The organism is Streptomyces sp. NPDC048417 (genome assembly GCF_040651615.1).
Lineage (GTDB): Bacteria > Actinomycetota > Actinomycetes > Streptomycetales > Streptomycetaceae > Streptomyces.
This window is the reverse complement of sequence record NZ_JBEZKI010000009.1, coordinates 83,884-106,229: the sequence shown is the minus strand read 5'-3', so window position 1 is coordinate 106,229 and position 22,346 is coordinate 83,884. Positions and strand designations below refer to the sequence as shown.

Genomic DNA, 22,346 nt, shown 5'->3' with positions numbered 1-22,346 from the left:
ACGTGCCGCCGAAAGGCGATCAGAAGGACGGGATGACCGAGCCCTGGTACTTGTCCTCGATGAACTTCTTGACCTCGGGCGACGTGAGGAGCTTGGCGAGCTTCTTCACTCGCGGGTCCTTCTCGTTGCCCTTCTTCACGGCGAGGAAGTTGCCGTACGGGCTGTTCTTCGCGGACTCCAGGACGAGGGCGTCCTTGGCGGGCTTGATACCGGCCGAGATGGCGTAGTTGCCGTTGATCACCGCGGCGTCCACGTCGTCCAGGGAGCGCGCGGTCTGGGCCGCCTCGACCTCCTTGAACTGGAGGTTCTTCGGGTTCTTGGCGATGTCCTGCGGGGTCGCCTCGCTGCCGGCGCCGTCCTTGAGGGTGATGAGCCCGTTGGCGGCCAGCAGCTTGAGGGCACGTGCCTCGTTCACCGCGTCGTTCGGGACGGCGACGGTCGCACCGCTCTTCAGCGCGTCGGCGCTCTTGACCTTGTGGGAGTAAAGGCCGAGCGGCTCCAGGTGCACCGTGACGACGGGCACGATGTGGGTGCCGCGCTTCTTGTTGAAGTCGTCGAGGTAGGGCTGGTTCTGGAAGTAGTTGGCGTCCACCGAGCCGTCCTCGGTCGCCGTGTTCGGCACGATGTAGTCCTGGAACTCCTTGACCTCCAGGTCGAGTCCGGCCTTCTTCGCCAGGTTGTCCTTGACGTAGTTCAGGATCTCGGCGTGCGGGGTCGGGCTCGCGGCGACGACCAGCGGTCCGCTGTAGTCGGAGGAGGACGCGGAGTCCTTGTCCGAGCCGCAGGCGGTGAGCCCGAAGGTGAGGGCTCCGGCGGCGAGGACGGCGGCGGTGAGTTTGGCGGTGTTACGCACGAAAAGTGCCTTTCCTTAAGGATGGAGCGACCCCGCGATGGGTGGTGCGGGGAAATCTGCGGGAGGGTGCCGGGGGCTCAGACGGTCTTGCCGGCGGCCGTGGAGGCCTTCAGCAGCCGCAGCTTCGGCACCGGGCCTGACTGGCCGCCGCGGCGGTGCAGGGAGCGGGCCGTGTAGTCGCCGGCGAACTGGATGAGCGAGATGACGACGGCGAGGATCGCCACGGTGATCCACATCAGCTCGGTCTCGAAGCGCTGGTAGCCGTAGCGGATCGCGATGTCGCCGAGCCCGCCGGCGCCGACCGTGCCGGCCATGGCCGAGTATCCGATGAGCGCGACGATCGTGGTCGTGGTGGAGGAGATGAGCGAGGGCAGCGACTCCGGTACGAGCACCTTGCGCACGACGGTCCAGGTGTTGCCGCCCATCGACTGCACGGCCTCGACGAGCCCGCCGTCCACTTCGCGGACAGCCGTCTCGACCAGCCGCGCGAAGAAGGGGATCGCGCCGATGGCGAGCGGCACGATGGCCGCCTCACGGCCGATGGTGGTCCCGGTGATCGAGCGCGTGAAGTTCATCAGCGCGACCATGAGGATGATGAACGGCATCGAGCGGGCGACGTTCACGATCTGCCCGATGACCTTGTTGGCCAGCACGTTCTGGAGCAGTCCGCCGCGGTCGGTGAGGACGAGCAGGACGCCGAGCGGGAGTCCGCCGACCACGGCGATCAGCGTGGACCAGCCGACCATGTAGAGGGTGTCCCAACACGCCTGGGACAGCAGCGGCTGCATCGCAGACCAGTCAGTCCAGCTCACTTGGCACCTTCCTTCACCAGCGCGGGCTCCTGGCCCACCACGTCGATCTGCAGGCCCTGTTCGCGCAGGAAGCCGATGGGCACCACGTTCTCCTCGTAGCGGCCGGGCAGTTCGATGCGCATCCGGCCGATCTGGAGGCCGCCGACGGTGTCGATGGCGGCGCCGAGGATCGATATGTCGATGTTGTAGGTGCGGGAGAGCTGGGAGATGACCGGCTGGGTGGCGGCCTCGCCGTGGAAGGTGACGTCCAGGACGGTGCGGTCGTCACCGGAGGCCTCGCCGCCGACCGGGAACAACGCGGCGGCCAGCTCGGAACCGGGCGTGCCGAGCAGCTCGCTGACGGTCCCGGACTCGACGATGCGTCCCTTCTCCATGAGGGCGGCCGAGTCGCAGATCGACTTCACCACGTCCATCTCGTGCGTGATGAGCAGGACGGTCAGGCCCAACTGCCGGTTCAGGTCGCGCAGCAGCTGGAGGATGGAGCGGGTGGTCTCCGGGTCGAGGGCGCTGGTGGCCTCGTCGGAGAGCAGCACCTTGGGGTCGCCGGCGAGTGCGCGGGCGATGCCGACGCGCTGCTTCTGGCCGCCGGAGAGCTGGGCCGGGTAGGCCTTCGCCTTGTCGTCGAGCCCGACCAGGTCGAGCAGCTCCAGCGCCTTGCGGGAACGTTCCTTCCCTGAGATGCCGAGGATTTCGAGCGGCAGCTCGACGTTGTCCTGGACGGTCCGGGAGGAGAGCAGGTTGAAGTGCTGGAAGACCATGCCGATACGGCTGCGCGCCTGCCGCAGCTCCCGGCCGGCCCGGGGGCCGCGTCCGGCGAGGGCGGTGAGGTCCTGGCCGTCGACCGTCACGGTGCCGGCGGTGGGACGCTCCAGGAGGTTGACGCAGCGGATGAGCGAGGACTTGCCGGCGCCGGACTGGCCGATCACGCCGTACACCTCGCCCTCGCGGACGTGCAGATCGACGCCGTCGAGGGCGGTGACCTCGCGGCCGTGGGAACGGTGGGACCGATAGATCTTCGTCAGGCCCGTTGTGGTGATCACTGGGATTCCATCACTGTCGAGTACGCGGGCGTGGGTGTGCCCTGGTACGGGAGGGAAAATGTGCGCGGGGGCAGCCGGGTCACATACGGCTCAGGGCGTACGGACAGGCCACGGCGGCGGCTCGCTTCGGGGCGCGAGGCTCTGGGGTGGTGCGGGGGCCCTCTAGAAGGCGCACATTCGACACATACAACGAGCACCGGGCGTCATGGTCGCCTCGGTCGCAGGGGTGCGGTCGCTCGTCGTGGTCATGCGATCAGTAAACCAGACCTACGGTCCTGACAGCCCGCCGCTGTCCGCATGCTGGACGGCGGCGGACGTCCGTCAGCGGCGCGTGGCGATCTCGACGAGGTGGTCGGTGACCAGTGCCGACAGGGCCGAGAGGTCCTGCACCACGAGGTCCGCGTCCAGCTCGTGTGCCTGGTGGGTTGTGGCCAACGCCACGGTGGTCATCCCGGCTGCGCGGCCCGCCTGGAGTCCGGCCGGGGCGTCCTCGAAGACCACACAGCGGGCCGGGTCGACGCCCAGCCGGCGGGCGGCGAGGAGATAGGGCGCGGGGTCGGGCTTGCCGCGGGTGATGTCGTCCGCGGCTATCAGCGTCTTCGGCCGTATCCCGACCGCGTCCAGGCGGGCCTCGGCGAGCCGGCGGGTGGCCGAGGTGACGACGGCCCAGCGGTCGGCGGGGAGGGAGTCGAGGAGGGCGGTGGTGCCGGGAAGCAGCCGGACACCGCCGTCCGGGACGTCCTCCACCTCCAGCTGCTCGACCCGGGCGACGGCCTCCGGGACGAGGTGGGCGGGGAGCAGGTCGGCGACGATGTCCGCGGCGGTCCGGCCGTGCAGTTCGACTCGGGCGAACTCCTCGGTGACGCCGTACTCCGCCGCCCAGCGGGTCCAGCAGCGCTCCACGGAGTCGAGGGAGGAGACCAGGGTGCCGTCGTTGTCGAAAAGCAGGGCTTGTGCGTGGATCGTCATGGTCTAGACCCTACGGTGTACGGCAGGGGTGACGGCGTGGGGCCGTTTCCGCCGTAATAAGGTCACCGCATGCTCAATGCCCTGTTGCTGGTGACCGGAGTCGCCGCGCTGCTGCTCGCCGCGTGGTGCGGCTGGGCCGCGTACCGGGACCAGCCGACGAAGGACTGGCACTTCATCGGGATGGCCGTGGTGTCGGTGCTGGCGGTGATCCAGCTGGTGGCCGGGATCGTGCTGCTGGCCCGGGGCGACAAGCCGGCGCAGGGTACGACGATCTTCGTGGCGTATCTGGTGGGCGCCTTCGCGTGCGTCCCGGCGGCGGGCTTCATGTCGCTGGCCGAGCGGACCCGGTGGGGCTCCGTGACGGTCGCCGCGGGCGGTGTGGTGCTGGCCGTGCTGGAGGTGCGGCTCTATGACATCTGGGGAGGGTGAGATGACGACCGTGGAGCAGAGGCCGAAGCGGCTCACCAGTGGGCCGGGCACGCTTCTCGTGTGGTTCTACGGTGTGATGGTCGTCGGGGCCGTGTCGCGATCCGTGTACCAGATCGCGACCGGATTCGACCGGGCGCCGCTCGCGTACTCGCTGTCGGCGGTCGCGGGGGTGGTGTACGGGTTCATCACGTACACGCTGGTGAGGGGTGGCGAGGCGGCGCGCAGGGCGGCGCAGGTGTGCTGTGCCGCCGAGCTCGCCGGGGTGCTGATCGTGGGTACGTGGACCGTGGTCGACCCGTCCGCGTTCCCGGACGCGACCGTGTGGTCCGACTACGGCATGGGGTACGTGTTCATTCCTGTGCTGTTGCCGATTTCCGCGTTGTACTGGTTGCGGAAGGGCGCCAAGGGGGAAGCGGCCTGAGGAACGTGCGCGACAGCGGGTGCGTCATGGCCGGTCGCGCAGTTCCTCGCGCCCCTGGGGTAGTTGTCAAGCCGTCGCTGCGTAAGCACCGGCCGGCTTCTCCAGGACGATCATCGGGACGCCGTCCGCGCCCTTCGACGTGCCCACCGTTTCGTAGCCGACCCGGCGGTACAGGCGGAGGTTGCCCTCGCTGCGGTGGCCGGTGAAGAGGCGGAACCTCTTGGCGCCGCGCTCCTCGACCAGCGCCGCCTCGGCCGCGCGCAGCAGCCGCGCGCCGATGCCGTGGCCCTGGAGGCGGGGGTGGACGCAGAGTTTGCCGATGGCGGCGGCGCCGTCCTCGGTGACCGAGCCGCGGACCGAGCCGACGACCTCCTCGCCGAGTCGGGCGACGAAGACGCAGTCGGTGGCGAGCTCCTGGCGGACCGAGTCGAGGCTCTGGACGAGGGGGTCGATGCGGTAGTTGCCGTACAGCGCCGCCTCGCTCTGGAAGCACAGGTACTGGAGCCTGAAGATCTGCTCTGCATCCTGCTCGGTCGCCACCGAGATGGTCACGCTCATGCCCATGTGCGCACGCCTCCCGCTCACCTGATCGCCTGTCGTTCCCACTCCTATCCCCGCGCTTCGCGGGACGCAACCTCCGGCGTCAACAATCGGCGCAGACATCCCAGACATCTGGAACGTTCCGGTCCCAGACTGCCCTGTGAGATACCCAACTCCCCCGCGATCTCCCGGTATGTCAGGTCCTTCGGGGAGAGCAGGGCCTCAAGGAGTCGGGGGCAGCGGCCGGGGAGGCGGGCGACCGCCTCGCGCACGGCACGGCGGTGCGCGGTGGCGAGGACGCGCTGTTCGGGCGTGGGAGTGGTGTGGTCGGCGGGTTCGGTGCCGTAGGGGCGTTCGCGGCGTGCCGTACGGCGGGTGCGGCGGGACTCGGCGCGGACGGCTCTGCGCAGCCAGTCCTCGGGGGCACGGGGCGGGCCGTGGGTCTCCAGCCGCTCCAGGAGGCGGAGCCAGACGGTCTGTTCCAGGTCGCCGGCGTCGCTTCCGCAGGCGTACGCCTCGGCCGAGGCCTCGGCGGTGAGCAGGGGGCCCAGGGCGGCAACCAGGTCGTGCGTCATGTGCGGAACGACGCGGCCGCCCCGGGACAGGTTGCCGGGGCGGCCGGGAGACACCCCGAACGGGGCGCGGGGGCTCAGCCGTTGACGAAGGCGTCGCGGGCCAGGACCGCGGTGTCGGCGTTGTCCGAGAAGACGCCGTCGATGCCGGTCTCGAAGTAGGTCTGGAAGACCGGGAAGACATCGCCGTACGCGGTGACGTCGCTGCCCTTGCGGTAGGCCGGCGGCAGGAAGGGGTTCTCGTTGCGCATGGTGTAGGGGTGCAGGATCAGGCCCACCTTGTGCGCGTCCGCGACCAGCGTGCTCGGCGTGGTGAAGTCGCCGCCCGCGTCCTTCGGGATGACCAGGTCGAGGGTGGGGCCGATGCCCTGCGCGTAGCCGGCGATCTCCCGCAGGCCCTTCGGCGTGATCAGGTCGGCGACGGTGCGCGGGTCGCCGGTCGCGACGAAGTCGTAGGGCTGGGTGTTCGCCGCGGAGAGCAGCACGACCAGCGGGTTGTCGACCAGCGTGTTCAGGCGCTGGATGCTGGTCGGCTCGAAGGACTGCAGGATGACCGGCGAGTTCCGCTTGTCCTTGCCGTACTTGCGCAGCAGCTTGGCGACCCGCTCCTCGAGACCGAGGCCCAGCTTGCGGAAGTAGGTGGGGTGCTTGGTCTCGGGGTAGATCCAGACCTGCTTGCCGCGCTTGCGGGTCTGCTCGTCCTGCCACTTGAGGACTTCCTCGAAGGTGGGAATCTCCCAGTGGCCGTTGTAGAGCGTGTTGTGCGGGCGGTTGGCCGGTATGCGCTCGATCGCGCGCAGCGTCTTCAGCTCAGCGAGCGTGAAGTCCTCGGTGAACCAGCCGGTGGTGGGGACGCCGTCCAGGACCTTGGTGGCCTTGCGGTCGGCGAACTCCTTGTGGTCGGCGACGTCCGTGGTGCCGCCGATCTCCGGCTCGTGGCGGCAGACCAGGTGGCCGTCCTTGGTAGGACACAGGTCGCCGGCCTCGACGACGTCGGCGCCGAGGCCGAGGGCCAGGTTGTAGGAGCCGAAGGTGTGCTCCGGGCGGTAGCCGCTGGCCCCGCGGTGGCCGATGATCGTCGGCTTCGGCAGGCTCTTCAGGCCGCCGTGGCCGTGGCCGGACCGCTTCGCCTCGGCCGCTCTGGCGGCGCCGGGCAGTCCGAGGACCGCTCCGCCGGCGCCGAGCATCGCCGCTCCGAGCAGCGCCCGCCGTCCGGTGGTGCCGTTCACCTGCGTCCGCTCGTTCGACTCGTTCGTGTTCATGAGCGCCCTCCTGACCTTCACCCGTGGATTCCGGCTGATCGTAGGGCTGCCGACATGACCGACGGGAGACCGCCGGCCCAACGCCCGGGTGACGCCGTATGGCTGGTGGACGGCGTGTCCTGACGGTCCGTCGGCGATTTCCGTCACATCGCCGTGGCCTCGCCGCAAGCCGGCTCCCGGGCGGCACCGCAGGTAAACCAGCGTCAACAGTGCGTAAGACCTCGGTGAACCGGCCGTACTCGATGTGCGCTCCCCATGGGGCCGCGAGTAATGTCCTCACCTGCACAGACTCATACCGCCCCTCGACATCGGAGGACCCGTTGTCCCGCTTCGCGCTCATCAAGGCAGGGCTCGGACCGATCATGCGCCTGATGTTCCGCCTCCAGGTGGAGGGCGTGGAGCACATCCCGGGAGACGGTCCGGTGATCCTCGCCGGGAACCACCTCACGTTCATCGACTCGATGATCCTGCCGCTGGTCAGCAAGCGGCAGGTGTTCTTCATCGGCAAGGACGAGTACGTCACCGGTAAGGGCTTCAAGGGCCGGCTGATGGCCTGGTTCTTCACCGGCGTCGGCATGATCCCGGTGGACCGGGACGGCGCGAGCGGCGGTGTCGCCGCACTGATGACCGGCAAGCGGGTCCTGGACGAGGGCAGGATCTTCGGGATCTACCCGGAGGGCACCCGCTCCCCCGACGGTCGGCTGTACCGGGGCCGTACCGGGATCGCGCGGCTGACGCTGATGACCGGCGCGCCGGTGGTGCCGTTCGCGATGATCGGCACGGACAAGCTGCAGCCGGGCGGCGCGGGCCTCCCGCGGCCGGGCAAGGTCACCGTCCGGTTCGGCGAGGCCATGGAGTTCTCCCGGTACGAGGGGATGGACCGGGACCGCTATGTGCTGCGGGCCGTGACCGACTCGGTGATGGCCGAGGTCATGCGGCTGTCCGGGCAGGAGTACGTGGACATGTACGCCACGAAGGCGAAGGCCGCCTGACACTCTTTCGGCGGAAGGGCACGGACCGGGGTCTGTGCCCTTCTGTCTGCCATCCGCCTGACATCCGTCCACGTCCGCCTGGCGGTGGAATCTGACCCGACACTTCGGTCATTCTTCCGCATTTACCGGCCATATGAGCACACAGCATGTCTTATTCAGACATGCAGAAACCTTCTCGGCGTACCCTGCTCAGTGCTCCGTTCGCTGCCGCCGGCGCGGGGCTCCTGGCTGCTTGTTCCGACTCCGACTCCCCCTCGCGATCCGGCCCGCAGCACACGGCCCGGACCGCGGCATTCGTCCCGCAGGGGCCCAAGGGGTTTGTCAACCCGTCGGATCCAGAGGTGCTCGCGGCCGAGCGGAAGCGCGGCTCCGGCCCCGTCCGCATGGTCACGTTCACGGCCGCCGAGAGCATGCTGGACCTGGGCGGGCGGTCGGTGCACAGCTGGGCCTACAACGAGTCGGTTCCGGGTCCGCTGGTGCGTGTCACCGCCGGTGACGTCCTGAGCCTGACCGTCAGCAACCGGCTGGCCGAGAAGACCACGTTGCACGCGCACGGGGTGCGGCTGCGCTGCGACATGGACGGTGCTCCGGATCTGACCCAGCCGCCCATCGAGCCGGGGACGGACTTCGTCTACCGCTTCGTCGCCGCCCACCCGGGCACGTACCTGTTCCACTCGCACGTCGGTATGCAGCCCGACCGCGCCCTGTACGCGCCGTTCATCGTCGACGACCCGAAGGAGCCCCTCGCCTACGACAAGGAGTGGGTCGTCGTCCTGGACGACTGGGTCGACGACATCGACGGCTCCGACCCCGAGCAGGTGCTCGACCAGCTCAAGCCCGGCGGCTCCATGGGGATGGGCATGGGGATGGGCATGGGCCCCGGCCACGGCAGTCCGAGCCCGCACCGGTCGGCGAAGGCGCCCTCGGCACCGTCCAAGTCCAAGAAGCGGATGGGCCCCGACCGGGTGCTGCGCGACTCCCACAGCAGCATGCTGCACGGCGAGGGCGGCAACGTCGCCTACCCCCACTACCTGGCCAACGGGCGGCTGCGCACCGACCCCTCCGTCTTCCGCTGCAACCCCGGTGACCGCGTCCGGATCCGCCTCATCAACGCGGGCTCCGAGACGGCCTTCCGGGTCGCGCTGGGCGACCACGCCATGACCGTCACCCACACCGACGGCTACCCCGTGCAGCACACGAAGACCGACGCCCTGCTCATCGGCATGGCCGAGCGGTACGACGTCCTCGTCACCGCCAAGGACGGCGTCTTCCCGCTGGTCGCACTCGCCGAGGGCAAGAAGGGCAAGGCGCTCGCGATCCTCCGTACCAACAAGGGAAGAAACCTTCCGGCGCCGGATGCCCGCCCGAACGAGCTGGACCGCGAGGTCGTGCCGGCCCGCCGGCTGCTGCCGGCCGAGTCCGTCCGCATGGACGACCGGGTACCCGACCGCGACCTGCGGATCAGGATCACGGGCACGATGGAGAGGTACGACTGGGGGTTCGACCACAAGCCGTACGACGTGCGGCAGCGGCATGCGGTGCGGGCCGGTGAGCGGGTGCGGCTGACGCTCATCAACGCGACCGACATGTGGCATCCGATGCATCTGCACGGGCACACGTTCTCGGTCACCGGGCTGAACTCGGCGGGGGCCCGGAAGGACACGACGATCGTGCTGCCGCACCGCAAGCTGGTGCTCGACTTCGACGCCGACAACCCCGGGTTGTGGATGCTGCACTGCCACAACCAGTACCACTCGGAGAGCGGGATGATGACGGTGCTCGGCTACCAGAAGTGAGGCGTCACGCCGACAGGGCGCCTTCCAGTTTCTGCCCCTTCAGCAAGAACCAGGCCGCCGCCGCCGTCGCCAGCAGGACCACGGCGCCCGCGCCCGAGGCCAGGTGCAGGCCGTGCACGAAGGAGTCCCGGGCCGCCGCCAGCATCTCGGCGGCCGTGTGCGGGGGCATGGCCGTCGATGCCTGCACCGCCGCGCCCAGGGATTCGTGGGCGGCGGCCGGCGTGCCCGCCGGGGCCGGGAATCCGCGGTAGACGCCCATCACGATCGAGCCGAGGAGGGCGATGCCCAGGGCCGCGCCCAGTTCGTACGCCGTCTCGGAGACCGCGGAGGCGGCACCGGCCTGGTCCTTGGGGACGCTGGAGAGGATCACGTCCGCCGTGACCGTGAAGGAGAAGCCGGCGCCGACGCCGACCACCAGGAGGGCCGCGCCGAGGATCGGGTAGCCGGTGGACTGCGAGAGCGTGGTCAGCGCCGCGAGGGCCACGCCGACGCCGGCCAGGCCGCCGGAGACCACCGCGCGTACCGAGTGGCGGCGGGCCGCCCGGCCGGCCACCAGGCCCGCCGCCACCGCACCCACGGCGGCCGGGAGTTCGGCCAGGCCCGCCTCGAACGGGTGCCTGCCCTGGACCAGTTGCAGGTACTGGGAGAGGAAGAACACCAGGCCCGACATGCCGAGCACGGTCAGCAGGTCGGCGAGGACCGCGCCGCTGAAGCCGCGCCGGCGGAACAGCCGCATGTCCAGCAGGGGCTTGGGCATGGTGAGCTGACGGCGGACGAAGCCGTAGAGGGCCGCGGTGCCGAGGAGGGCGGTGGCCGCGGTGACTCCGGTGAGGCCGTGGGTCGCGGCCTCCTTCACCGCGTACACGACCGCGATCATGCCGACCAGCGACAGTACGACACTGATCAGGTCCCAGGGGCCGGGGTCGGGGTTGCGGGACTCGGGGAGCGTCCTGATGCCGACGAGGACCAGGACCACCATCACCGGCAGGTTGATGAGGAAGACCGAGCCCCACCAGAAGTGTTCGAGCAGGAAGCCGCCCACGATCGGGCCGACGGCCGTACCGGCGGAGGCGGTGGCGCCCCAGATGCCGACGGCGAGGCTGCGCTCGTGCGGGTCGTGGAAGAGGTTGCGGATCAGGGCGAGGGTGGCGGGCATCAGGGTCGCGCCGGCGACGCCCAGCAGAGCGCGGGCCGCGATCAGCATCCCGGGGGTCGTCGCGTACGCGTTCAGCACGGATACCGCGCCGAACGCCGTCGCGCCGCCGAGCAGGATCCGCTTGCGGCCGATGCGGTCGCCGAGGCTGCCCATGGAGACCAGCAGTCCCGCGATGACGAACGAGTAGACGTCACCGATCCAGAGCAGCTGGGTGCCGGAGGGTTCGAGGTCCTCGCTGATGTAGGGGGTCGCAAGGCCGAGGACGGTCGCGTCGACGGCTACCAGCAACACGGCAAGCACCAGGACGGAGAGCGCGAGCCAGCGGCCCGGGCGCTTCTCCTCCGTCTCCGTGGCGAACGCCGGCCGCACGGTGCTGGTCATGATTCCTCTCTTCGTCGTGCACCGCCGAGCAGCAGCTCGACGATCATGTGGGTGAAGTCCTTGGGGGCGACCCTGCCCTCCGTCACCGCCCAGGCGGCGGAGGCGAGCAACCCGTACAGCGCCTCGGTGAGCCAGGCGGGGGTGAGGTCGATACGGAACTCGCCGTTTTGCTGGCCGCGTCGGAAGAGGGCCGCGATGCGGTCGTCGATGCGGGTCCAGCCCTGGTTCTGCTGCTCGCCCTCGAAGAGCTGGTTCTCGGTGTAGAGGAAGGCCAGCAGGCCGGCGGCCGGTTCGATCTCGCGGACCAGGCGGTGGACGGCGTCGGCCGCCGGGCCCTCGTCCAGACGGGCCGCGTCCAGGGCCGCGTCGCACTCCTCGATGCCGAGCGCCTCCAGTGCGCGGACGAGCGCGTCCCGGCCCGCGAAGTGCCGGTGCAGGGTGGCCCGGCTGATCCCGGCGGCCTTGGCGACCTCGTCCATGGTCGCGGTGGATTTGCGGGTCAGCAGGGCGGCCGCGCTGCGCAGCACCTGCTCACGATCGAGGGCCATGAGACAAGAGTAACCCATGTGAGACATCCATGTCTCATTATGGGCGTGCGTGACTCACGGGTGGCCGGTCAGGGGTGGTTTCGTGTCAGTGCCAGGGCAGGCTGCCGCGGCGCTCCCAGTAGGCGTGCGGCTCCTCGACCAGGGTGGCGAGGCGGGTCAGCTGGTCCTCGTCGAGGTCGACCGCGGCCGCGTGGAGGTTGGAGTCGAGCTGGGTGAGCGTCGCCGCGCCGGAGAGGACGACTCCGGCCCAGGGCTGCCGCAGGACGACGGCGAGGGCCACGGCGTCGCAGCCGAGGCCGGTCTCCTCGGCCACGGCCCGCAGCGCGTCGGGGGCGTGCGGGGCGGCCAGGCGGCCGTTGGCCATGCCCTCCTTCACGATCACCGTCAGTCCGGCGTCGTGCGCCTCGGCGAGGGCGGGTCCTGCCGAGGTCTCCAGGGCGTTGTACGTCGACTGGACGGTACGGAAGAGGGGCTCGCCGTCGACCGTGACGGCGAGGGCGGCGCGGACGGCGTCGGCCTGGGCGGGGCCACTGGTGGAGAAGCCGACGGTGAGGCCGGTGGCGGCCGCTTCCGCGAGGCGGGCGTGCAGCTCCTTGTCGGCGAGGGCCGGGCTGTCCGGGGTCACCGAGTGGATCTGGTAGAGGTCGAGGTGGTCGCCGAGGAGTTCGGCGGTCTCGGCGCGCTGGCGGTCGTAGGTCTGGACGCTGTGGTCCTTGACCTCGTGGGTCTCGGCGTCCGCCGACCAGCCGGCGGTGTAGGTGTAGCCCCATTTGCTGCCGACGACCACGTCGGCGGCGGCGTCGGGGCGGGTGTTCAGCCAGTCGGCGAGGAACTCCTCGGAGCGGCCGTAGGAACGGGCCACGTCGAAGTAGCGGACGCCCTGGGCGTAGGCGGCGTCGAGGAGTTCGTGCGTGCGGTGGCGGAGGGCACCGACACTGCGGTCCTCGCCGAGGTCCTCCTCGCGGCCGAGGTTGATGTAGCCGGGGCGGGCGACTGCGGCGAGGCCGAGGCCGATGTGGGAGGTCGGCGTGGTCGCGGTCGCTAGGCGGGCGAAGGGCATCACGGGCTCCGTCGGGTCGGCTGCGGTTCGGCTCCTGACCAACGTAACCCGCGATGACCTTCGCCTCAGAGCTCGAGGGGGTGCGGAGCATTCGCGAGTGCGGGTGCTTCGTGGTTGCTCGTGCCCACGCGGCGGAGCCGCACATCGATAACGCCCCGCGCCCCTGACGGGGCGCTGACGCTCGGGCGCTGAAAGTTCTACTTCTTCGCGTCGGCCCACTCGTGCTGCTGGGCCACGTCTGCCTTGATCTCCGCCAGTTGTACCGCCACCGCGCTCGGGGCCGTGCCGCCCCTGCCGTTGCGGGAGGCGAGGGCGCCGGGGACGTTGAGGACCGAGCGGACCTCGGGGGTCAGGTGGGCGCTGATCTTCGCGAACTGGTCGTCCGTCAGCTCGTCCAGCTCCTTGCCTTCGGCCTCGGCCGCCTTGACGCACTCGCCGGCCACCTCGTGGGCCACGCGGAACGGGACGCCCTGCTTGACCAGCCACTCCGCGATGTCGGTGGCGAGGGAGAAGCCGGCCGGGGCCAGTTCCTCCATGCGCTCACGGTTGACGGTGAGGGTGGCCATCATGCCCGTGAAGGCGGGGAGCAGGACCTCCAGCTGGTCGCAGGAGTCGAAGACCGGCTCCTTGTCCTCCTGGAGGTCGCGGTTGTAGGCGAGGGGCAGGGCCTTGAGGGTGGCCATGAGGCCGGTCAGGTTGCCGATCAGGCGGCCCGACTTGCCGCGGGCCAGCTCCGCGATGTCCGGGTTCTTCTTCTGGGGCATGATCGACGAGCCCGTGGAGAAGGCGTCGTGCAGGGTGACGAAGGAGAACTCCTTCGTGTTCCAGATGATGATCTCCTCGGCGATCCGGGAGAGGTTCACCCCGATCATCGCGGTGATGAAGGCGAACTCCGCCACGAAGTCGCGGGAGGCCGTGCCGTCGATGGAGTTCGCGGAGCTGCCGTGCTCGAAGCCGAGGTCCGCGGCGACCGCCTCCGGGTCCAGGCCGAGCGAGGAGCCCGCGAGGGCGCCGGAGCCGTACGGGGAGACGGCCGTGCGCTCGTCCCACTGACGCAGCCGCTCCGCGTCCCGGGACAGGGACTGGACGTGGGCCAGGACATGGTGGGCGAAGAGCACCGGCTGGGCGTGCTGGAGATGGGTGCGGCCGGGCATGGCCACGTCCGGGTGGGCCTCCGCGAGGCCGATCAGGGCGTCCTCGAGGTCGGCGATCAGACCGCCGATCACCCGGGCGTGGTCCCGGAGGTACATCCGGAAGAGGGTCGCCACCTGGTCGTTGCGGGAGCGGCCGGCGCGGAGCTTGCCGCCGAGGTCGGGGCCGAGGCGCTCCAGGAGGCCGCGCTCCAGGGCCGTGTGGACGTCCTCGTCGGCGATGGTGCCCACGAAGGAACCGTCGGCGACATCGGCCTCCAGCAGGTCGAGGCCGGCGATCATGCGCTGGAGTTCGTCCTCGGTGAGCAGGCCCGCCTTGTGCAGGACGCGCGCGTGGGCACGCGAACCGGCGATGTCGTAGGGCGCGAGCCGCCAGTCGAAGTGGACGGACGCGGACAGCTTGGCCAGGGCCTCGGCGGGTCCGTCGGCGAAACGGCCGCCCCAGAGCCGTACGTCACCGCTGTTGCTGCTCACTTGCGTTGCTCCTAGAGAGATACGGATGTGGCGCCGCCTCCCCGGCCATGAACGGGGAGGCGGTTGTCACGCTACTGCCGGCCGGACGTCGCGGCGGGCTACGCCCGCAGTTGACGCTGCGCCGCGATCTTGGACGACAGGCTGTAGATGTCGATGAAGCCCTTGGCCGCGGCCTGGTCGAACGAGTCGCCGGTGTCGTAGGTGGCGAGGTTGAAGTCGTAGAGGGAGGAGTCGGAGCGGCGGCCGGTGACGACCGCGCGGCCACCGTGCAGCGTCATCCGGATGTCACCGCAGACGTGCTGACTCGCCTCGTCGACGAAGCCCTCCAGGGCGCGCTTGAGCGGGGAGAACCACTGGCCGTCGTAGACGAGTTCGCCCCAGCGCTGCTCCACCTGCCGCTTGTAGCGGGCGAGTTCGCGCTCGACGGTGACGTTCTCCAGTTCCTGGTGGGCCGTGATGAGCGCGATGGCGCCCGGAGCCTCGTACACCTCGCGGGACTTGATGCCGACCAGCCGGTCCTCGACCATGTCGATCCGGCCGACGCCCTGGGCACCGGCGCGCTCGTTCAGCTCCTGGATCGCCTGGAGCACGGTGACGGGCCTGCCGTCGATCGCGACCGGGGCGCCCTGCTCGAAGGTGATGACCACCTCGTCCGCCTCGCGCGGGGTGGCCGGGTTCTGGGTGTACTCGTAGATGTCCTCGATCGGGCCGTTCCAGATGTCTTCCAGGAAGCCGGTCTCGACGGCGCGGCCGAAGACGTTCTGGTCGATGGAGTACGGGGACTTCTTGGTGGTCGCGATCGGAAGGCGCTTCGCCTCGCAGAAGGCGATCGCCTTGTCGCGGGTCATCGCGTAGTCGCGGACCGGGGCGATGCAGGTCAGGTCGGGGGCGAGGGCGACGATACCGGCCTCGAAGCGGACCTGGTCGTTGCCCTTGCCGGTGCAGCCGTGGGCGACCGTGGTGGCGCCGTGCTTGCGGGCGGCGGCGACCAGGTGCTTGACGATCGCCGGCCGGGAGAGGGCGGAGACCAGCGGGTAGCGGTCCATGTAGAGGGCGTTGGCCTTGATCGCCGGGAGGCAGTACTCCTCGGCGAACTCGTCCCTGGCGTCGGCGACCTCGGCCTCGACCGCGCCGCACGCCAGGGCGCGCTTGCGGATGACGTCCAGATCCTCGCCGCCCTGGCCGACGTCCACCGCGACGGCGATGACCTCGGCGCCCGTCTCCTCGGCGATCCAGCCGATGGCGACGGAGGTGTCCAGCCCGCCCGAGTAGGCGAGTACGACGCGCTCGGTCATGGGTCCCTCCTCCCGTACATCCACTTGCTATGCATGAGTATGCAGAGCCCTGCATGATTCGTCAATCGAACTCGCTCCGGTCACGAGGACCTCTCGAGCGATGTCGCGGATTTGTGAAAGAGACTTGAACAAATGAAACCGCTTTCTCGTACCCATGCCTGAACGCCGGCGCCGCGTTGGTAAACCCACCTCTGACCCAAGTGAGGCATCCGCATGTCCAGGGCTCTTCCGAAGTACAACAAGCGTCGCGTCGTGCTGATCGGCGGCGCTGCCGCCGTGGCGCTCTCCGGTGCGGTCATCGCCGGTTCGGCCCTCGCCGGTACACCCGACAAGAGCAGTGGCACGAGCAACGCGCGCACCCTCGCCGCCTCGCCCTCCACCATCACCTGCCCGGACGTCGCCTCCCAGCTGCCCGCGATCCCCGCCTCCGCGCAGGCCGAGGTCGACCGCAACCTCACCCTCCTGCAGACGCAGATCCAGGAGGCCAACAAGCGGCTGGTCGACACGGTGGGCCAGGGCGGGCCGAACTTCGTGAACAACGCGATCCTCGGTCCCCTCAAGGACAAGCGCGTGGCGACCGTCAACCGGATCGCGACGGCGATCGGCCGTACGGCCGCCAAGCCGACCGGCCTGGACGCGCTGGCGCCGTGCACCCTGAACGCGAGCGGGACCGGCACGGACACGGGCAGCGGTACGGCGACGGGCACGGCCTCGGCCTCGGCCACGCCGAGCACGACGGCCACCCAGCAGCAGTCGACCGGCGGCACCGGCACGAGCACCGGCGACTCCGCGGTGGGCACGATCACCTGCCCCGACGTCGCCTCGCAGCTGCCGGCGATCCCCGCGTCCGCGCAGGCGGAGGTCGACCGGAACCTCACTCTGCTCCAGACTCAGATCGACGAGGCCGACAACCGGCTTCAGACCACGGTCGGCCAGGGCGGCCCGAACTTCGTGCAGAACGCGATCCTCGGCCCCCTGGCGGACAAGCGGAAGTCGACCATCGACCGGATCGCGATCGCGATCGGCCGTACCTCGACCAAGCCGACCGGCCTCGACACCCTGGCCGCCTGCACGCTCACCAAGTGACGTGACAGGCAGCTGTGGCCGCCCCGTGTACAGCGCCGGCCGGGGCGGCCACAGTGATGTCCGCAGGCATGGGGCCCCGGGGTCGTCCGGATGCCGGAACTCCTTAGACGTGCGAAGTAAACGCGCCGATAATTTCCCGGTATGGGAAAGACCTATGAGCGCATCGACGGCAGGCTCCGCACGTTCATCGAGGAACAGCCCCTGTTCTTCACCGCGACCGCCCCGCTCGCGGGCGACGGCACGGTCAACCTCTCCCCCAAAGGCCTCCAGGGCTCCTTCGTGGTACTGGACGAACTCACCCTGGCCTACCTGGACTTCGCCGGCTCCAACGCCGAGACCATCGCCCATCTGCGGGAGAACGGCCGCATCACCCTGATGTGGTGCGCGTTCCAGGGGCCGCCGAACATCGTGCGGGTGCACGGGCACGGCGAGGCGGTCTTCCGCGACGACCCACGCTTCCGGGAACTCCTCACCCGGTTCCCGGACATCGACCCGGCCCGGCACGGCCTGCGCGCGATCATCGTCGTGCACGCCGAACTCATCCGGGACAGCTGCGGTTACGCGGTCCCCTACATGGCGTACGAGGCCGACCGCGACCTGCACGGGAAGCGGTTCGCGCGCGAGGACGACGCCTCGCTGAGCGCGTACTTCGAGAAGAAGGACCACATCGCGGTGAGCCTGGATGGCCTACCCGGGCTGCCGTTGCCGCTGCCGCCGTCTACCGTCTGAGCCATGCGTCCAGGCGTCGTCGTCACCCTTGTCTCCGCGTCCCTGCTGCTGCTCGGTGCGGCACCGGGGGACGGGGACACCGCACCGCTGCCCGCGCGTATGGCCGACACGGGCGGCGGCGACCAGTTGATCACCGCGCAGGCGTCCGCCCTGAACTCGACCTCGGGGACGTTGACCTGGTGGGAGCGTCGGGACGGGCAGTGGGTGCGGGTGGGGACGGCCGCGGCCCGGTTCGGGGCGAAGGGCCTGGCCGAAGGGGCCGCGCGGCAGCAGGACACGAACACCACCCCGACGGGGCTGTACGACCTTCCGTTCGGGTTCGGCCTCCAGGCCGCGCCGACGGGTACCTCCGTCAAGTACCGGGCGGTGACGGATACTTCCTGGTGGTGCCAGGACAACGACTCGGCTTCTTACAACCGTTGGGTGGAGCCACTGCCGGCCGACTGCCGGGCCACCGAGGCGGAACGGCTGTCGTCGTACGGGACGCAGTACGCGTACGCACTGGTCATCGGGTTCAACTACGAGCGTCCGGTCCGGGGGCGCGGGGCCGGGATCTTCCTGCATGTCAACGGGAACGGGGCCACCGCAGGGTGCGTGTCCGTGCCGGTGGACGCGATGCGGGAGATCGTGCGGTGGGTGGATCCGGGAAAGGGGCCGCATATCGCCGTCGGGACGGTGAGTGGGGACACGGCCCTCACGCGGTACTGAGTCCGCCTCTCCGTTCGCGGATGGGCGGTGTGCGGCCCGCGCGTTCCATGAGGCCGGCCGCGCATCCGGCTTCCAGGCAGACCTGATCCACGAGATCGAGATGACCGTCAACCGCACCGCGACGGTCGACTTCGTCGATTCCCGTATCGCATGCGGCGCGGTTGCGTGACGCCCGCGGCCAGGCCGTCAGCCGGACCCCGCCCGGCCACGTCCACGGCTGGTTCGGGCTGCCGGACTGGCAGCCCGCACGCGACCGGCGGGCCGCGGCCGACGCGGGCCTCGCCTCGGCCGACGCCGCCGCGCAGGCCGGCCGCTCCGCCTCACAGCTCTGCGGCGCTCCGCGCACCCGTCGCCGGAAGTCCGACCGTGAACGTCGTCGCGCCCGGGCGGCTCTCCAAGGTCACCGTCCCCCGGTGCGCCTCCACCACCGCCGCCACGATCGACAGGCCCAGCCCCGCTCCCCCGCCGGAGGCGTCCGCGCGGCGGCGGTGTTCTGCTCTCGTGAAGCGTTCGAAGACGCCGGACTGGATATCCTGCGGGATGCCGGGGCCGTCGTCGTGGACCTGGAGGGCCGCCCTGGTGCCGTCCGTCTCCAGCGTCACCGTCACCTTCGTGCCCGCAGGGGTGTGCAGACGGGCGTTGGCCAACAGGTTGGCCAGCACCTGTTGCAGGCGGTGCGTGTCGCCGGTCACCGTCACCGGTTCCTCGGGGAGGTCCAGGGTCCAGCGGTGGTCGGGACCCGTGGCGCGGGCGTCCGTGACCGCGTCCAGGGTCAGGCGGGTGAGGTCGACCGGGTGACTCTCCAGCGGGCGGCCCGCGTCCAGGCGGGCCAGCAGGAGGAGGTCGTCGACCATCTCGCCCATCCGGGCGGACTCGGCGGCGATGCGTTCCAGGGCCCGGGTGATCTCGGGAGGCAGCGGGCCCGGGTGGAGCAGCGCCAGTTCCGCGTGGCCGCGGACCGAGGCGACCGGGGTACGCAGTTCGTGGCTGGCGTCGGCCGCGAAGGTGCGCAGGCGTTCCTCGCTGGCGTGGCGTTTGGTGAGCGCGTCCTCGACGTGGCCCAGCATGCGGTTGAACGCGGTGGCCATCCGGCCGACCTCGCCGCGGGGGTCGGACTCGGGGGCGCGGGGCGGCAGGGCCACCTCGCCGCTGGCGAGCGGGAGTTCGCTGACCCGGGCGGCCGTCGCCGCGACGCGGCTCAGGGGACGCAGGGACCAGCGGACCCAGAGGGCGCCGGCCACTCCGGCCACGGCCAGGGCGAGGCCGAAGACCGCGGCGGAGACCAGTTCCAGGCGGTGCACGGTGGCCCGGACGGGTTCCAGGGGCAGACCGGTGATCAGGACGTCGCCGTCGCGGCCGGTCCAGGCCAGGAGCCGGTAGTCGTGGATCGAGGCGAGGGGGACCGTGTGCGCCCTGCCGTCCACCGGAATCCGGGCGAGGGCCGCACGGTCGCCCGCGGTGAGGCCGACGGTCAGGTCGGGGTCGGCGCCGGACGGGATCAGGGCCGCGTTGGTGACCCGGCCGTTGAGGAGGCGGGCGCCGAAGGTGCCGGCGGCCTGGCGCCGGGTGTCGCCATGCTCGTCGCCGTCGCGGTCACTGGGCTTGTACGTGCCGTGTTCCAGCGACTGCGGGAAGCTCGGCCCGGTCTGCTGGAGCTGCTGGTCCAGGCGCCCGGTGAGGAAGCCGTTCAGCTCGACCACCGCCGCGATCCCCACGGCCGCGCAGCTCAGCGCGAGCAGAACGACCAGGCCGGCCGTGAGGCGGGCGCGGAGGGTGCGGGGGCGGGGCAGGCGCCGTAGCGCTCGTAGCCGTCGTACGAGACTCACCTGGTCACCGGCTTGAGGACGTAACCCGCGCCGCGGACCGTGTGGATCATGGGCTCACGGCCCGCGTCCACCTTCTTGCGCAGGTAGGAGATGTACAGCTCGACGACGTGGGCGCGGCCGCCGAAGTCGTAGGACCAGACGCGGTCGAGAATCTGTGCCTTGCTGAGGACGCGGCGCGGGTTGCGCATCAGGAAGCGGAGGAGTTCGAACTCGGTCGGGGAGAGCTCGATCAGCTCGCCCGCCCGGGTCACCTCGCGGGCCTCCTCGTCCATGGTCAGGTCGCCGACGACCAGCCGGGGGCCGTCCTCCTGCTGGCGGGCCATGCCGGCCCGGCGCAGCAGGCCGCGCAGCCGGGCGACCACCTCCTCCAGGCTGAAGGGCTTGGTCACGTAGTCGTCGCCGCCCGCGGTGATGCCGGTGATGCGGTCCTCGACGGCGTCCCGGGCGGTGAGGAAGAGCACACAGACATCCGGCTTGACCTGGTGCAGCGAGCGGAGCACGGCGAAGCCGTCGGTGTCCGGGAGCATCACGTCGAGGACCACCGCGTCCGGGAGCAGCTCGCGGGCGGTGGTCAGCGCGGTCGCGCCGTCGCCGGCCTCGCGGACCTCCCAGCCCTCGTAGCGCAGGGCACCGGTGAGCACCTCCGCGAGGTCGGGGTCGTCGTCGACGACGAGGACCCGGAGCGGGGTGCCGTCGGGTCGGGTGAGGGCAGGGCGGCCGGAGCGGGTCGTGTTCATCGCGTCTACCAGCATCGCTCCTTCGAGCCGCGCTGAGGGACCCCCGGTGCTCTGAGTTTCCTCTGAGCCGGCTCAGGCGGTCCCGGTTCAGAGGCTGCTCAGAAGTTCGGGTTGCACAGTGGCGTCCTGACCGGAGAAAGGACACGACTCATGACGACCGTGGACGAACGGCGTACGGCCTCGGCCATGCACGCCGTGGCCACGCGCCGCTCCCCCGCCGCCGCCGTGCTCGCTCTGCTGTGGGCCGGTGCGGCGGCCGTGGTCGTGCTGTGGTGGTCGGACACCGGCTCGGTCGTCGGTGCGGCGGGCTGGCTGACCGGGGCCGGCCGGATCGCCGGGCTGCTGTGCGGGTACGCCTGCGCGGTGCTCGTCGGCCTGATGGCCCGGGTGCCCATGCTGGAGGTGCGGATCGGCTCGGACCGGGTCGCCCGCTGGCATGCGATGGCCGGCCGGTACACGGTCTGTCTGCTGGTCGTCCACGTCGCGCTGATCCTCACCGGGTACGCGGCCCAGGACCACGCCTCGCTCGTCCACGAGACGCTGAACGTCGTCCTGGACTACCCCGACATGCTGAAGGCGACCGCCGGTACGATGATCTTCTTCGCCGTCGGCATCACCTCGATGCGCGCGGCGCGGCGCCGTACCAGCTACGAGTTCTGGTACTACGTCCACCTGCTCACGTACGCGGCCGTCTTCCTCGCCTTCTTCCACCAGCTGACGCTGGGCAACGACTTCAACGGCAAGCCGGTCGCCACCGCCTTCTGGTACGCGCTGTACCTGGGGGTCGCGGCGCTGGTGCTGTGGTTCCGGATCCTGGGGCCCGTGCGGCTCAACCTCCGGCACCGGCTGCGGGTGCACTCCGTGCAGAAGGAGGCGCCGGGCGTCTACTCGGTCATCGTCCAGGGCCGGCGGATCGAGGAGCTGGGCGCCCAGGCCGGGCAGTTCTTCCGCTGGCGCTTCTTCGGCGGCGACGGCATGGGCTGGACGTCGACCCCCTACTCCCTGTCGGCACCGCCGCGCGAGGACCTGCTGCGGATCACAGTCAAGGCACTCGGTGACCACAGCACGGCGGTGGCACTGCTGCGCCCAGGTACCCGGGTGTGGGCGGAGGGCCCGTACGGCGCACTCACCGCGGACCGGGCCAGCAGTCACCGGACCCTGCTGATCGCGGCCGGCGTCGGCGTCACCCCGCTGCGGGCGCTCTTCGAGACCCTGCCCGGCGAGGTCACGCTGCTCTACCGGGCGCGTACCGCCGAGGACCTGGCGCTGGGCGGCGAACTGGAGGCGATCGCACGCTGGCGCGGGGCCCAGGTGCTGTACGCCCTCAACGGCTCACAGGGCGAGCGCCCCGCCCTGACGGCGGAGTCGCTGCGGGCGGCCTTCCCCGGCCTTGCCGGTTACGACGTGTACATCTGCGGTCCGCACGGCTTCGCCCAGGAGCTGTACGGGGCGCTGCGCGCCGCCGGGGTGCCCGATCGCCGTATCCACCACGAGTCCTTCGAGCTGTGA

General features: G+C 70.6%; 22 protein-coding genes. 8 read left to right on the top strand and 14 right to left on the bottom strand.

Going from position 1 to position 22,346, the window contains the following annotated elements:
• Positions 1-19: 19 nt before the first annotated feature.
• The 4 genes from AB0D59_RS16130 to AB0D59_RS16115 all read right to left on the bottom strand — a co-directional run bounded on the left by AB0D59_RS16130 (position 20) and on the right by AB0D59_RS16115 (position 3,674).
• On the bottom strand, positions 20-853 hold the full coding sequence (locus AB0D59_RS16130; protein ID WP_362565228.1) for a MetQ/NlpA family ABC transporter substrate-binding protein: 834 nt from the start codon (positions 851-853) through the stop codon (positions 20-22).
• 77 nt (positions 854-930) lie between these two features.
• Positions 931-1,641, bottom strand: a complete 711-nt coding sequence (locus AB0D59_RS16125) for a methionine ABC transporter permease (protein WP_362565542.1) — start codon at positions 1,639-1,641, stop codon at positions 931-933.
• Positions 1,642-1,661: 20 nt separating this feature from the next.
• The gene (locus AB0D59_RS16120; protein ID WP_362565226.1) at positions 1,662-2,705 is read right to left on the bottom strand and encodes an ATP-binding cassette domain-containing protein; all 1,044 of its coding nucleotides are present in this window, start codon (positions 2,703-2,705) and stop codon (positions 1,662-1,664) included.
• Between the two features lie 321 nt (positions 2,706-3,026).
• Positions 3,027-3,674 carry an HAD family hydrolase gene (locus tag AB0D59_RS16115; protein WP_362565225.1) on the bottom strand — a complete coding sequence of 216 codons (648 nt, stop codon included), beginning with the start codon at positions 3,672-3,674 and terminating at the stop codon, positions 3,027-3,029.
• Positions 3,675-3,743: 69 nt separating this feature from the next.
• Between AB0D59_RS16115 and AB0D59_RS16110 the strand changes: the two genes are divergently transcribed.
• A complete protein-coding gene (locus AB0D59_RS16110; protein WP_351700601.1) occupies positions 3,744-4,103 on the top strand; it encodes a hypothetical protein in 360 nt (119 codons plus the stop codon).
• Position 4,104: 1 nt separating this feature from the next.
• Positions 4,105-4,524, top strand: a complete 420-nt coding sequence (locus AB0D59_RS16105; RefSeq protein WP_362565223.1) for a hypothetical protein — start codon at positions 4,105-4,107, stop codon at positions 4,522-4,524.
• A 66-nt stretch (positions 4,525-4,590) separates the two neighbouring features.
• Here the strand turns inward: AB0D59_RS16105 and AB0D59_RS16100 are convergent, their stop codons facing one another.
• From AB0D59_RS16100 to AB0D59_RS16090, 3 genes are all read right to left on the bottom strand, one after another.
• Positions 4,591-5,088, bottom strand: a complete 498-nt coding sequence (locus AB0D59_RS16100; RefSeq protein WP_362565221.1) for a GNAT family N-acetyltransferase — start codon at positions 5,086-5,088, stop codon at positions 4,591-4,593.
• A gap of 44 nt (positions 5,089-5,132) precedes the next feature.
• Positions 5,133-5,639 (bottom strand): sigma-70 family RNA polymerase sigma factor, encoded by a 507-nt coding sequence (locus AB0D59_RS16095; RefSeq protein WP_362565219.1) that lies wholly within the window; start codon positions 5,637-5,639, stop codon positions 5,133-5,135.
• 74 nt (positions 5,640-5,713) lie between these two features.
• Positions 5,714-6,898, bottom strand: coding sequence for a glycerophosphodiester phosphodiesterase (locus AB0D59_RS16090; protein ID WP_362565218.1), 1,185 nt, complete (start codon positions 6,896-6,898; stop codon positions 5,714-5,716).
• Between the two features lie 320 nt (positions 6,899-7,218).
• Here AB0D59_RS16090 and AB0D59_RS16085 point away from each other — a divergent pair, with 320 nt between their 5' ends.
• Positions 7,219-7,890: a lysophospholipid acyltransferase family protein gene (locus AB0D59_RS16085; protein ID WP_362565216.1), complete on the top strand. Its 672-nt coding sequence runs from the start codon at positions 7,219-7,221 to the stop codon at positions 7,888-7,890.
• A gap of 161 nt (positions 7,891-8,051) precedes the next feature.
• A complete protein-coding gene (locus tag AB0D59_RS16080; RefSeq protein WP_362565215.1) occupies positions 8,052-9,686 on the top strand; it encodes a multicopper oxidase family protein in 1,635 nt (544 codons plus the stop codon).
• Between the two features lie 4 nt (positions 9,687-9,690).
• Here the strand turns inward: AB0D59_RS16080 and AB0D59_RS16075 are convergent, their stop codons facing one another.
• From AB0D59_RS16075 to AB0D59_RS16055, 5 genes are all read right to left on the bottom strand, one after another.
• Positions 9,691-11,223, bottom strand: coding sequence for an MFS transporter (locus AB0D59_RS16075; protein WP_362565214.1), 1,533 nt, complete (start codon positions 11,221-11,223; stop codon positions 9,691-9,693).
• Positions 11,220-11,771, bottom strand: coding sequence for a helix-turn-helix domain-containing protein (locus tag AB0D59_RS16070; RefSeq protein WP_362565212.1), 552 nt, complete (start codon positions 11,769-11,771; stop codon positions 11,220-11,222). The genes AB0D59_RS16075 and AB0D59_RS16070 overlap by 4 nt, the downstream gene beginning before the upstream one ends.
• A gap of 85 nt (positions 11,772-11,856) precedes the next feature.
• Entirely contained in the window at positions 11,857-12,831 is a 975-nt protein-coding gene (locus AB0D59_RS16065; RefSeq protein ID WP_362565211.1) for an aldo/keto reductase, read from the bottom strand.
• A gap of 197 nt (positions 12,832-13,028) precedes the next feature.
• Entirely contained in the window at positions 13,029-14,456 is a 1,428-nt protein-coding gene (gene argH / locus AB0D59_RS16060) for an argininosuccinate lyase (RefSeq protein WP_362565210.1), read from the bottom strand.
• A gap of 98 nt (positions 14,457-14,554) precedes the next feature.
• The gene (locus AB0D59_RS16055; protein ID WP_362565208.1) at positions 14,555-15,751 is read right to left on the bottom strand and encodes an argininosuccinate synthase; all 1,197 of its coding nucleotides are present in this window, start codon (positions 15,749-15,751) and stop codon (positions 14,555-14,557) included.
• 213 nt (positions 15,752-15,964) lie between these two features.
• Here AB0D59_RS16055 and AB0D59_RS16050 point away from each other — a divergent pair, with 213 nt between their 5' ends.
• The 3 genes from AB0D59_RS16050 to AB0D59_RS16040 all read left to right on the top strand — a co-directional run bounded on the left by AB0D59_RS16050 (position 15,965) and on the right by AB0D59_RS16040 (position 18,274).
• Entirely contained in the window at positions 15,965-16,837 is an 873-nt protein-coding gene (locus AB0D59_RS16050) for a hypothetical protein (protein ID WP_362565207.1), read from the top strand.
• 141 nt (positions 16,838-16,978) lie between these two features.
• Positions 16,979-17,566, top strand: a complete 588-nt coding sequence (locus AB0D59_RS16045; RefSeq protein ID WP_362565206.1) for a pyridoxamine 5'-phosphate oxidase family protein — start codon at positions 16,979-16,981, stop codon at positions 17,564-17,566.
• 3 nt (positions 17,567-17,569) lie between these two features.
• The gene (locus tag AB0D59_RS16040) at positions 17,570-18,274 is read left to right on the top strand and encodes a L,D-transpeptidase family protein (protein WP_362565204.1); all 705 of its coding nucleotides are present in this window, start codon (positions 17,570-17,572) and stop codon (positions 18,272-18,274) included.
• 320 nt (positions 18,275-18,594) lie between these two features.
• Here the strand turns inward: AB0D59_RS16040 and AB0D59_RS16035 are convergent, their stop codons facing one another.
• Together AB0D59_RS16035 and AB0D59_RS16030 are read right to left on the bottom strand one after the other, a co-directional pair.
• Positions 18,595-20,100 carry a HAMP domain-containing sensor histidine kinase gene (locus AB0D59_RS16035; RefSeq protein ID WP_362565203.1) on the bottom strand — a complete coding sequence of 502 codons (1,506 nt, stop codon included), beginning with the start codon at positions 20,098-20,100 and terminating at the stop codon, positions 18,595-18,597.
• Positions 20,097-20,837 (bottom strand): response regulator transcription factor, encoded by a 741-nt coding sequence (locus AB0D59_RS16030; protein ID WP_360490404.1) that lies wholly within the window; start codon positions 20,835-20,837, stop codon positions 20,097-20,099. Before AB0D59_RS16030 ends, AB0D59_RS16035 begins: the two co-directional genes overlap by 4 nt.
• Before the next feature lie 150 nt (positions 20,838-20,987).
• Between AB0D59_RS16030 and AB0D59_RS16025 the strand changes: the two genes are divergently transcribed.
• Positions 20,988-22,346: a ferredoxin reductase family protein gene (locus AB0D59_RS16025; protein ID WP_362565202.1), complete on the top strand. Its 1,359-nt coding sequence runs from the start codon at positions 20,988-20,990 to the stop codon at positions 22,344-22,346.

Bases quoted from the DNA above. Each gene is read 5' to 3' on its own strand.
- AB0D59_RS16095 (WP_362565219.1), bottom strand. From the start codon at position 5,639: ATGACGCACGACCTGGTTGCCGCCCTGGGCCCCCTGCTCACCGCCGAG.
- AB0D59_RS16115 (WP_362565225.1), bottom strand. From the start codon at position 3,674: ATGACGATCCACGCACAAGCCCTGCTTTTCGACAACGACGGCACCCTG.
- AB0D59_RS16105 (WP_362565223.1), top strand. From the start codon at position 4,105: ATGACGACCGTGGAGCAGAGGCCGAAGCGGCTCACCAGTGGGCCGGGC.
- AB0D59_RS16100 (WP_362565221.1), bottom strand. From the start codon at position 5,088: ATGGGCATGAGCGTGACCATCTCGGTGGCGACCGAGCAGGATGCAGAG.
- AB0D59_RS16080 (WP_362565215.1), top strand. From the start codon at position 8,052: ATGCAGAAACCTTCTCGGCGTACCCTGCTCAGTGCTCCGTTCGCTGCC.
- AB0D59_RS16030 (WP_360490404.1), bottom strand. From the start codon at position 20,837: ATGAACACGACCCGCTCCGGCCGCCCTGCCCTCACCCGACCCGACGGC.
- AB0D59_RS16050 (WP_362565207.1), top strand. From the start codon at position 15,965: ATGTCCAGGGCTCTTCCGAAGTACAACAAGCGTCGCGTCGTGCTGATC.
- AB0D59_RS16065 (WP_362565211.1), bottom strand. From the start codon at position 12,831: ATGCCCTTCGCCCGCCTAGCGACCGCGACCACGCCGACCTCCCACATC.
- AB0D59_RS16040 (WP_362565204.1), top strand. From the start codon at position 17,570: ATGCGTCCAGGCGTCGTCGTCACCCTTGTCTCCGCGTCCCTGCTGCTG.
- AB0D59_RS16045 (WP_362565206.1), top strand. From the start codon at position 16,979: ATGGGAAAGACCTATGAGCGCATCGACGGCAGGCTCCGCACGTTCATC.
- AB0D59_RS16075 (WP_362565214.1), bottom strand. From the start codon at position 11,223: ATGACCAGCACCGTGCGGCCGGCGTTCGCCACGGAGACGGAGGAGAAG.
- AB0D59_RS16125 (WP_362565542.1), bottom strand. From the start codon at position 1,641: ATGCAGCCGCTGCTGTCCCAGGCGTGTTGGGACACCCTCTACATGGTC.
- AB0D59_RS16025 (WP_362565202.1), top strand. From the start codon at position 20,988: ATGACGACCGTGGACGAACGGCGTACGGCCTCGGCCATGCACGCCGTG.
- AB0D59_RS16110 (WP_351700601.1), top strand. From the start codon at position 3,744: ATGCTCAATGCCCTGTTGCTGGTGACCGGAGTCGCCGCGCTGCTGCTC.
- AB0D59_RS16055 (WP_362565208.1), bottom strand. From the start codon at position 15,751: ATGACCGAGCGCGTCGTACTCGCCTACTCGGGCGGGCTGGACACCTCC.
- AB0D59_RS16090 (WP_362565218.1), bottom strand. From the start codon at position 6,898: ATGAACACGAACGAGTCGAACGAGCGGACGCAGGTGAACGGCACCACC.
- AB0D59_RS16070 (WP_362565212.1), bottom strand. From the start codon at position 11,771: ATGGCCCTCGATCGTGAGCAGGTGCTGCGCAGCGCGGCCGCCCTGCTG.